The organism is Paenibacillus zanthoxyli JH29, assembly GCF_000520715.1.
GTDB lineage: Bacteria > Bacillota > Bacilli > Paenibacillales > Paenibacillaceae > Paenibacillus_AQ > Paenibacillus_AQ zanthoxyli.
In genome coordinates, this window is sequence record NZ_ASSD01000419.1 from 1 (window position 1) to 9,799 (window position 9,799).

The 9,799-nt window shown below is 50.0% G+C and carries 10 protein-coding genes and 1 pseudogene; 3 read left to right on the forward strand and 8 right to left on the reverse strand.

The genetic code is table 11. The features are described from left to right. On the reverse strand, window positions 1-605 hold a 605-nt coding region (locus L691_RS0115730), incomplete at its 3' end, for an alpha-ketoacid dehydrogenase subunit beta (protein WP_025691413.1). A gap of 14 nt (window positions 606-619) precedes the next feature. Beyond that, complete coding sequence (gene pdhA / locus L691_RS0115735; protein WP_025691414.1) at window positions 620-1,687, reverse strand: pyruvate dehydrogenase (acetyl-transferring) E1 component subunit alpha; 1,068 nt, start codon at window positions 1,685-1,687, stop codon at window positions 620-622. Between the two features lie 268 nt (window positions 1,688-1,955). Here pdhA and L691_RS0115740 point away from each other — a divergent pair, with 268 nt between their 5' ends. Beyond that, a complete protein-coding gene (locus L691_RS0115740) occupies window positions 1,956-2,687 on the forward strand; it encodes an alpha/beta hydrolase (protein ID WP_025691415.1) in 732 nt (243 codons plus the stop codon). 109 nt (window positions 2,688-2,796) lie between these two features. Here L691_RS0115740 and L691_RS0115745 read toward each other — a convergent pair whose 3' ends face one another. Together L691_RS0115745 and L691_RS0115750 are read right to left on the reverse strand one after the other, a co-directional pair. Beyond that, on the reverse strand, window positions 2,797-3,267 hold the full coding sequence (locus tag L691_RS0115745) for a low molecular weight protein-tyrosine-phosphatase (protein WP_025691416.1): 471 nt from the start codon (window positions 3,265-3,267) through the stop codon (window positions 2,797-2,799). A gap of 38 nt (window positions 3,268-3,305) precedes the next feature. Continuing rightward, a complete protein-coding gene (locus tag L691_RS0115750; RefSeq protein ID WP_025691417.1) occupies window positions 3,306-4,328 on the reverse strand; it encodes a hypothetical protein in 1,023 nt (340 codons plus the stop codon). Between the two features lie 108 nt (window positions 4,329-4,436). Between L691_RS0115750 and L691_RS0115755 the strand changes: the two genes are divergently transcribed. Next, window positions 4,437-5,078 (forward strand): thiamine diphosphokinase, encoded by a 642-nt coding sequence (locus L691_RS0115755; RefSeq protein ID WP_025691418.1) that lies wholly within the window; start codon window positions 4,437-4,439, stop codon window positions 5,076-5,078. A gap of 281 nt (window positions 5,079-5,359) precedes the next feature. Further along, window positions 5,360-5,863: a C40 family peptidase gene (locus tag L691_RS0115760; protein ID WP_025691419.1), complete on the forward strand. Its 504-nt coding sequence runs from the start codon at window positions 5,360-5,362 to the stop codon at window positions 5,861-5,863. 32 nt (window positions 5,864-5,895) lie between these two features. On the opposite strand, the gene L691_RS29115 is transcribed toward L691_RS0115760, so the two are convergent. The 4 genes and pseudogenes from L691_RS29115 to L691_RS32865 form a co-directional block, all read right to left on the reverse strand. Next, window positions 5,896-6,630, reverse strand: a complete 735-nt coding sequence (locus L691_RS29115; RefSeq protein WP_232229205.1) for a winged helix-turn-helix domain-containing protein — start codon at window positions 6,628-6,630, stop codon at window positions 5,896-5,898. A 123-nt stretch (window positions 6,631-6,753) separates the two neighbouring features. Further along, window positions 6,754-7,824 carry a ThiF family adenylyltransferase gene (locus L691_RS0115770; RefSeq protein ID WP_025691421.1) on the reverse strand — a complete coding sequence of 357 codons (1,071 nt, stop codon included), beginning with the start codon at window positions 7,822-7,824 and terminating at the stop codon, window positions 6,754-6,756. Window positions 7,825-7,928: 104 nt separating this feature from the next. After that, window positions 7,929-9,485, reverse strand: coding sequence for an ABC-F family ATP-binding cassette domain-containing protein (locus tag L691_RS0115775; RefSeq protein WP_025691422.1), 1,557 nt, complete (start codon window positions 9,483-9,485; stop codon window positions 7,929-7,931). 116 nt (window positions 9,486-9,601) lie between these two features. Next, window positions 9,602-9,799, reverse strand: a pseudogene (locus L691_RS32865) (hypothetical protein); the annotation flags it as partial.

Genomic DNA, 9,799 nt, shown 5'->3' on the forward strand with positions numbered 1-9,799 from the left:
CCTTCGCGGACAACGTTGGCCTTGCCGATTTCAACCGTATAGTCGCCTTCCGGAACCTCTGTGCGGAAAGCATGATACAGGTTCAAATGCTCCATGAAAAATACCGGGTCATTGTCGCGGATAGCCGCGATCAGCAGTCCCTTCGCGTCATAGGGGTTGGAAGGAACGACAACCTTGATGCCGGGGCTCTGGGCGATCAGACCTTCCAGGGAGTCGGTGTGCAGCTCAGCCGCCTTGACGCCGCCGCCAAACGGGGTGCGGAAGACGATCGGAGCGTTGTATTTGCCGCCGGTGCGGTAGCGCAGACGGGCCGCCTGTATAACCATTTGGTCCAGCGCTTCAAAAATAAAGCCGACGAACTGGATCTCGGCAATCGGCCGGAAACCTTGTACGCCAAGGCCCACAGCAAGACCGCCGATAGCGGATTCAGCCAGCGGCGTATCGAATACGCGCTCCTCGCCGAACTCGCCCTGCAATCCTTCTGTCGCCCGGAATACGCCGCCTACATGGCCGACGTCTTCGCCGAAGACCAGGACATTCGGATCACGTTTTAATTCGACGCGCATCGCGTCGCGAATCGCTTCTTTCATATTCATTTGTGCCATAGCCAGTATCCTCCTTATTCAAAATCGGCTTTTTGCTCTTCAAGGTCTTTCGGCGTCGTTTCGAACATGCTGTCGATCAGGCCGGAGATCGTCATTTTTTCGGTTTTTTCCGCAAGCTTGATTTCTTCGTTCACTTTCGCCTTCGCTTCGTCCTTCACGCGCTGCGTGTCTTCATCGCTCCACAGACCTTTGGACTCCAAATATTTAACCACACGGGCGATCGGGTCCTTCTCGCTCCACTCGCCTTCTTCCTCTTTGGTGCGGTATTTGCTGGCGTCATCGGACAGGGAGTGCGGACGGAAACGGTAAGTAACGGCTTCAATCAGGGTAGGTCCTTCTCCGTTACGTGCACGCTCGGCGGCTTCCTTGACCGCTTGAATGACCGCAAAAATATCCATCCCGTCCACCTTCACGCCGGTAATGCCGGCAGCAACCGCTTTATGGGCGATCGACTTGGAAGCGGTTTGCTTGGCGAACGGCGTTGTGATGGCGTAGCCGTTATTTTGCACAAAGAAAATGACCGGCAGCTTGAAGGCTCCCGCAAAGTTAAGACCTTCGTAGAAATCGCCTTCGGAGGAGCCTCCGTCACCGGTGTAGGTAATGGCGACATTCTTCTGATTCTTCAATTTAAAGCCCATGGCAATGCCGGTGGCATGCAGAATCTGAGCGCCAATGATGATCTGCGGAGGCAGCACGCTGACATCGTCAGGGATTTCACCGCCGTGCTGATGGCCGCGGGAGTACAGGAACGCCTGATGAAGAGGCAGACCGTGCCAGACAAGCTGCGGAATATCACGGTAGCCCGGGCAGATGAAGTCTTCCTTCTCAAGAGCGAACTCACTGCCGACCATTGTCGCTTCCTGTCCGGAAGTCGGGGCGTAGAAGCCGAGACGGCCTTGGCGGCCCAGGTTAACGGCACGGTCATCCCAAGTACGGGTGAAAATCATGCGGTAAGCGATTTCTTTTAATTGATCATCGGTAAGAGCGGGCATTTTATCTTTATTGATCACTTCTCCAGCCGGAGAAAGGACCGTAAGAGCCTCAACGTCCTCTGTATAAACCTCGTAAGGAACTTTACTCATTATCTTCACCTCAGCAAAAAAATTTGAATAACAATTTGAATATTGTCTGCCTCTGTTATAGAATTATTATACACCTGTTTCGTGAATTTCGTCAAAGAATTACGCATAAAATTTATACTCACGCAAACTTTGTATGTATAACAGGAATATATTTTTAGTATAACAGAAATGCAGTTTTTTAACGTGTAAATGATCTTTGCCACAAAGTTCATATTAACTCATTGCCGCAAGCATTGCAAAATCCGACAGGAAAGGTGCCTGATGAAACATGGATGATTCTGTTTTTCTGAAACGTACAATTGTAAAACATACCCTTTGGAGTGAAAGCCTGCAAGAGGAACGCAAGCTGCGCATATATCTTCCTCCGGGCTACGACGAGCTGCTCAGCTATCCTGTAGTCTACTGCCAGGACGGGGAGGAGTTTTTTAACTTCGGCCGGATCGCCACCATAGCGGGCAAGCTGATTCTCGAAGAAGGCGCAGAACCTTTCATCATTGTCGGGGTTGAAGTGAACGTTGCCGTTAGGACCCAGGAATATGCGCCTTTCGGCACCCGGTTCGACCAGTACCTTGCCTGCTTTGCCGAAGAAATTATCCCCTATGTTGAGCAAAATTATCCGGTCCGCCGCTCGCCGAACGAACGGATTGTCGCCGGAGACTCGCTCGGGGGAAGCGTCTCGCTCCACCTTGCCCTCCGTTACCCTAAGCTATTCACCCGCATTCTCAGCCTTTCAGGCGCATTTTATCCTCTCACACTGGAATGGATTGAGGACGAAACCGATCTTTCGCGGCTTGAGATCAACATGGTCGTAGGCCTCCAGGAGAGAGATTATGAGACCGACACGGGCGTTTATGATTTTGTGCAGCTCAACCGGGATGCGAAGAAGCTGCTTGAGGAACGCGGCGCCAAGGTGGATTACCGGGAGAAGGACGGACGCCATTTGTGGGGCTTTTGGCAGAAGGAGCTGCCGGAATCGCTATTGTATTTTTTAACCATCTGAACAGGACTTGAATGCCCAAAATAGTGAACAAATTCTAACAATTTATTCTATCAGCCCGATGATTACGCTTTCATAAGAGGGCAAAGGAAGAGAACCATAGCCCTCTTCTCTACTTTGATGACAGATCTTGTTTCAGCTTGTCCAGCAAAACCCCGCAGCCCGCATCGACCAGTTCATACACTTCTTCAAAATTGCCTGTAAAATAGGGGTCCGGCACTTCCTTATGCTCATCGTCCGGCAGCAAATCCATAAAGTACATGAGCTTCGCATCCTGTCCTCCGGGCAGTTTGCGCACGTTGGCCCCGTTCGAGTTGTCCATGCAGATGATATAGTCGAATTTGCCGAAGTCTTCGCTGCCCACTCTCCTCGCGGCCATTCCTTCATAACTGATACCGTACAGGTCCAGTATTCGTCTTGTCCCCTCATACGGCGGTTTTCCGATATGCCAGTCGCCGGTACCGGCGGAATCCACGGATATCTTTTGTTCCAAGCCTTCCTTCACAATCTTATTCCTCAGGACTGCCTCCGCCATTGGAGAACGGCAAATATTCCCCAGGCAGACAAACAGCACATGCAGCATAGTTTCTACCCCCTGATTATTACAGCATTTTCGGGCCTCTAAAGTTTCAGTAACGTATTCAATATGAGTTTGTCAGGTCTTAAATAATTAATGTAGTAATCATAATTATTACTTTTAATTTTCATAAGCAAATCTTGGTCATCATAAAGCCTTCTTACTTGTTTAACACATTGTTCTGGTGTATTGAACTCAAGATAATTTTCCCCTTCATAAAACTCTGGAACATCATAGTATAACTTCTCCGCTATTATACCTTTGCTTGCAGCCACATATTCAGCAAGCTTCCAGCCATTTGATTTATGTAATCCAATTGTTGATATGCATATATCTGAATTTTTAACCAGGTGTATGTAATTCTCTTTTTTTGTGACAGAATCATTCAGAACACAATCAGAGTATAGCTCTATTGCCTCTTTCCTTCTTGAAAATCCACCCGTAAAGTTTTCACTAAATTCCTTACGCAGCATACGAATACATGTGGCTCTCGTTTCATTAATATATTCATATTCACCTTGCTCTAAACCATGGGCTTCACTACTTCCCCACGTTCTTGCCATAAATAAAATCTTGGGCTTAGAGGTCAATTTCATAAGTTTAGACTCAAATCTTTCTACATAAAATTGTTGGTGATAATTCTTTCCTAAAATTTCTTTGATGTACCATTTTACTTTTTCATTAAAATCTCTATAAGATTTATTCATAATATTGTCTTTCATAGAAACAAAATAATTCAAACCAAGAGGATGAATTTTCTGCGCAAAATCATAGTGAGAATGCTCATTTTCGTTAAAACTTCTCTTGAAAAAATAATCAGTACGCTTAATAACGTCTTGTACTCTACCTAAATCAAAGTGATAGCCATCTGCCATATCATAGGCTACTTTTATGCTATCATTTACAACGACCTCTACAATTGATGATACACAGAATTCAGATATTTCGATAGTAAGATCAATCAATCCTTGTTCTTTCAGCATCATAAAACCTGTAATAATCTGGTGGAGATGCCCTTCTGTTTTACTTGGATGAGGAACATATACTCTACACTTTAACTTTTCCAATGTAATCTTCCTCTCGATTTTTATAGAAATTTGATCTATTCACCGAAATCAATATACACTAAGTCAGGAATACAAAAAATTATGCATCAAAGCGGAAGGAGGTTTGTGATGCCAGCGCGCAGAACCGTTATTTTTGCCGGCGGAGAGCTGTCCAAGCAGTTTTTGCGGGAATTGGACAAAGAAGATTTCATTATCGGCGCTGATCGCGGTGCGCTCTTTCTTGTTACTCATGGCGTTATTCCCGATATCGCCGTAGGCGATTTCGACTCCATCTCTCCGGAAGAGTTCAAGCGGATTGAAGAACAAGTTCCCAGAGTGATTGCCTGCGACCCCGTTGATAAAGATTTAACCGACAGCGAGCTTGCCCTGGATCTTGCTCTTGAACAGCAGCCGGAAGACATTTTGCTCTTCGGTGTTACCGGCACACGGCTTGATCATACCCTGGCTAGCATCCAGATGATGACTCGGGTGCTTCAGCGCCAAATCCGCTGCTCGGCCATGGATCTCAATAATTATGTCACGATTACCGGCTCCCAGGCCATTATACAGGATCGGGGCTATACTTATGTTTCCCTGCTGCCCGTGACTCCGGAAGTCACCGGGATTACACTGGAGGGCTTTCAGTATCCATTAACCGACGCTACGCTTAAGCTTGGCCAATCGCTCGGAATAAGCAACCGGCTGGTCTCACCCACAGGAACCGTTACGATCCTGAGCGGACTTCTGCTTATTATTCAGAGTAACGACTAAGTTGAAGCATGTAAAATTTAAGTCATTTTTGTAACTTTAATCTTCATTCTCGAATGGCGGATTCCCTTTATCCACAAGGGTTTATCTGCCTTTTTCTATGGATAGGAATTTGTAAAGATTAATTTTCTGTAACTTTTAATGCAATTTTAATATAACGCTTACACTTCCGGCCCTCTAAGAGTTTTGGCGCATCCATCCAAATTTTGGGCGGTTTCAAACCTGTTATACTACGAACAAGCCAAGACATCTACTTGGACTAACATCTTTGGAGGTACGATTACATGAATAAAGCAACACTTATCCAAAAAGCACTAGTTGTCGGGGTATGTACAGCCATCGGATTTGGCGGAGTCATGGCGAGTGGAGAAGCAACACCGACCGCGCAAGCCGCATCGGTGTCGGCAAAAGGTGATCAAATTGTCAACTTAGGCAAACAATATATGGGAACCCCATATAAATTCGGCGTTACCACAAAGACGACCCGATACTTTGACTGTTCTTCTTTTATGAAATATATTTTCGGCAAATATGGCATCGACCTGCCCCGCACTTCGGTAAAGCAATCCAAAGTGGGCCGAGCCGTCTCTAAAGCCGATCTCCGCGCAGGGGATCTTGTGTTCTTCTCCAGCGGCAGCCGTGCTAACGGCAGAAACGTTACTCACGTAGCGGTTTACGCTGGGGGCGGAAAAATTCTGCACACCTACGGCTCTCCGGGTGTTACGATTTCCAACCTGAACTCCGGCAACTGGAAAAGAACGTATCTGAAAGCACGCCGCGTTCTGTAATTGATCGCTACCTGCTATCCAACCGTATAAACTTACGTATATGGCGCCATTTCCGGCGCCTTTACTACATAACCGGCGCCGCGCACCGTATGAATCAGCTTCTGGCGGTAGCCCTTGTCCACCTTTAACCTGAGATGGCGGATATACACGTCCGTTACATTGGTGTCAGCGTGAAAATGGTATCCCCATACGTGGCGCAAAATATTTTTCCGGGAGCAAATCTCGCCGCTATTGGCGACCAAGTAGTAGAGGAGGGCGAATTCTTTGGCGGTCAGCTTCAAGTCCTTGCCGTCGCGGACCGCCCGCCGCTGGGACGGCTCAAGCGTCAGACCATCTAGCTTAAGCGTGCCGCTCGCTCGCCTCCTGCTCGTCAGCGTCAATAGATTCTCGATTCGGCACCGAAGCTCGCCGGGATGTAGCGGATAAGCCATATAGTCGTTGGCTCCCGCCTTGAATGCAGCTTCGGCCGCATCTCCGCCTTGCTGACGGGAAATGACCAGTACAGGGAGATATTTGCCGTTCTCCCGGAGGCTTGCCACCGTATTCCAGCCTTTCCATCGCCCGACTTCCGGGATTTCCGCTATGAGCAACGCGGCGTCCTGCTGCCCAAAGCTGTCCCGAAGGCTCTCCGCATCCGTAGTTTCCACTACGGTTAGTCCCGTATCCTGGAGCGCGCTTTCAATTACCGCCCGTTCGCTATCCCGTTCCTTCGTTGTGTCTTGAAAATCACGTCCCTCCTTCCCTTCAGGGAAGAACCAAATCATCATCTCATCCACGGAAATCCCCCATATCCGCCGGCGGCTAGGCCTGCACAGAATTCCGGCGCTGCATAGGTCTAGATTTCCCTAAAATAAAACGGCCATCCCTGAGCGGATGGCCGTGTTTGCTTTTTATCCAAAGTACCGGTGATAGACGCTCCTTGCCGCCGATATATCATTCGTTCCGTGAACTAGCGCTCTCCCGTCCCCAAATACGACTACCCGGTAATCCCCGTCATTGAAGGAGACAAGATAAGGATTGATATCCACCTTGCCCAGTCCCAGCCTGGACAATCTGTTCGCGGTGTCGGGAAGCGAGATCGAGCTTCGGACCGCAGGACGAATCTGCACCGTATTCCGCCCGCAGAGCACGTCGCTGCGCTCCGTGTTCGCTGCGGACAGATACGGATATACCGGATCTTTGCCGCATGAAGGGCAGTGCTCCTTGCGGGCCGCTCCGACGCCGATTTCCTGGTACTCATTTCGCCAGATGTCAAATGTCATCAGCTTCCGGCGGAGCTGCTCCTTGCGCCCGCCCAGCAACTTAAGCGCCTCGGCGGTTGCGTTCGATGTAACCATCTGTACGGCCTGCGGCAGAATCCCCGCCGTATCGCAGGTGTCTCCGCCCAGCGGAACGGTGCCAAGCAGGCAGTTCAGGCAGGGTGTCTCGCCGGGAATAAAGGTATAAGTAACTCCGTAGCTTGCCACACAGGCGCCGTATATCCATGGGATGCCATGCTTCTGCGCGATGTCGTTGAGAATGAGCCGGGTATCGAAATTATCCGTGCCGTCCATAATGAGATCGATTCCCGGTACGAGAGCCTCCAGCTCCTCCGCGCGAACGTCCATAATATGACTCTCCACCGTCACTTCGGAGTTAATCGCCGACAGCCTTGCTTTGGCCGCCGCCGCTTTCGGCATGCGGCGCTCGGCATCTTCTTCCGTGTACAATTGCTGGCGCTGCAGATTGCTCCATTCCACATAATCCCGGTCGGCAATGACAACTCGTCCGGCTCCGCAGCGGACCAGCGTCTCGGCAATGCCCGTTCCGAGCGCTCCCGCTCCAACGACGAGCACGCTCGATTCCGCCAGCTTCCGCTGGCCTTCCGCGCCGAACGGCGCAAACCGCACCTGGCGGGAGTATCGCCCTTCTCTTCCAGCGGCCGAGGAAGCCGTATTTTCTTTATCTTGATCATTCTCCATCCCGGTATGTCCCCTTTCTATATTCAAAAGTCCGGGAAACACGGCGCCCTGTCGCCGTCTCCCGGACTTTAAATTTAAATTCTGGGCAAAAGCTTTAGCGAGCGCTAGACGGATTGTGTGGACCACTGCTCCACGTTCCACGTTTTGGTTACCCAATCTTCATAGAAATCGGGTTCGTGGGAAACGAGCAGAACGGTGCCTTTATACTCCTTGAGCGCCCGCTTCAGCTCATCCTTCGCCACAACATCCAGGTGGTTCGTCGGTTCGTCGAACAGAACCCAGTTGCTCTCGCGCATCAGCAGTTTGCACAGCCGTACCTTTGCCTGCTCTCCCCCGCTCAGCATGTTCAGCGGACGGGTAATATGCTCGTTCTTCAGGCCGCAGCGCGCCAGATGCGCCCGTACTTCATGCTGATTCAGACTGGAGAACTCATTCCAGACATCGTCGATCGGCGTAATGTTGCCGGCCTTGACCTCCTGCTGGAAATAAGCGGGATGCAGGAAGTCGCCCCGGTAGGTCTTCCCGCTCAGCGCCGGAATTACGCCCAAAATCGTCTTCAGCAGCGTCGATTTACCGACTCCGTTGCAGCCGACGATGGCGATCTTATCGCCGCGTTCGATCGTCATGTTCAGCTTGTTTGGAAGCAGCGGGCGGTCATAACCGATCTCGAAGTCAATGCCTTCAAATACCGTCTTACCGCTTGCCCGGCTCTCTTTGAACTGGAACGTAGGCTTGACGGCTTCTTCCGGCTTGTCGATCCGTTCCAGACGATCAAGCTGCTTCTCCCGGCTCTTCGCCCGTCCCGAAGTCGAGTACCGCGCTTTATTGCGCTGGATGAAATCCTCTTGCTTTTTGATAAATTCCTGCTGCTTCTCATAAGCTTCGATATGCTGCGTCTTATTGATGTACGCCATATCCAGGAACTTCTCGTAATTGGCGGTATAGCGGGTCAGCTTTGCAAATTCCAGATGATAGACGACATCGACGACCTTGTTCATGAACTCCGTATCATGGGAAATGAGCATGAATGCATACGGATACTGCTTCAAATAATTGGTTAGCCAGTCGATATGCTCCACGTCGAGATAGTTGGTCGGCTCGTCAAGCAGCAGCACGTTCGGTTTCTCCAGCAGCAATTTGGCCAGCAGCACCTTTGTCCGTTGTCCGCCGCTAAGGCTCGCCACGTCCCGGTCGAGTCCGATTGCGGACAGTCCGAGACCGTTGCCCATCTCCTCTACCTTAACGTCGATCAAATAGAAGTCGCCAATATCAAGCTGCTCCTGAATTTCGCCCATCTGCTCAAGCAAGAGCTCCAGCTCTTCCGGCGAGGCGTCAGCCATTTTCTCGGTAATGCCCATCATTTCCTGTTCCAGCTCAAGCAGCGGCAAGAACGCGTCCTTCAGCACATCGCGGATCGTCTTGCCCGGCGTCAGAACGGTATGCTGATCAAGATAGCCATAGCGGACCTTCGGGGTCCATTCCACCTTGCCGCTGTCCTTCAGCAGCTTGCCCGTCAATATATTCATCAGCGTCGATTTGCCGACGCCATTCGCTCCAACTAGACCGACATGCTCTCCTGCGAGCAGCCGGAACGATACATTCTTGAATAACTGACGGTCCCCAAAATTATGGGCAACGTCTTCTACAGTAAGTAAACTCATAAATTCTCCGCAAGCTCCTATCTATATTTAAAATCATGAATATTCCGCAGGGCATACAACGATTAATTTTAGCATAAAAATCCCGTTTTCCGAAATATAAATGTTTACATTTCTTTTCATTTACGCGAAAAAAAGCTTCCTTTTTTCCGTTCGCTTCCTTTTTTCAGGATACCCGCGAACAAGCGGCGAAGTTCCGATTCCAGGCTACCGCCAATTGCGAGAGGATCGGGCTGAAATGGCAGCGCGTACACTTCCCGGACTCCCAGCGTCCGCTTTAGCAGTTCGGCGGCATGGCCTTCCGCCAGCGGAAGGCC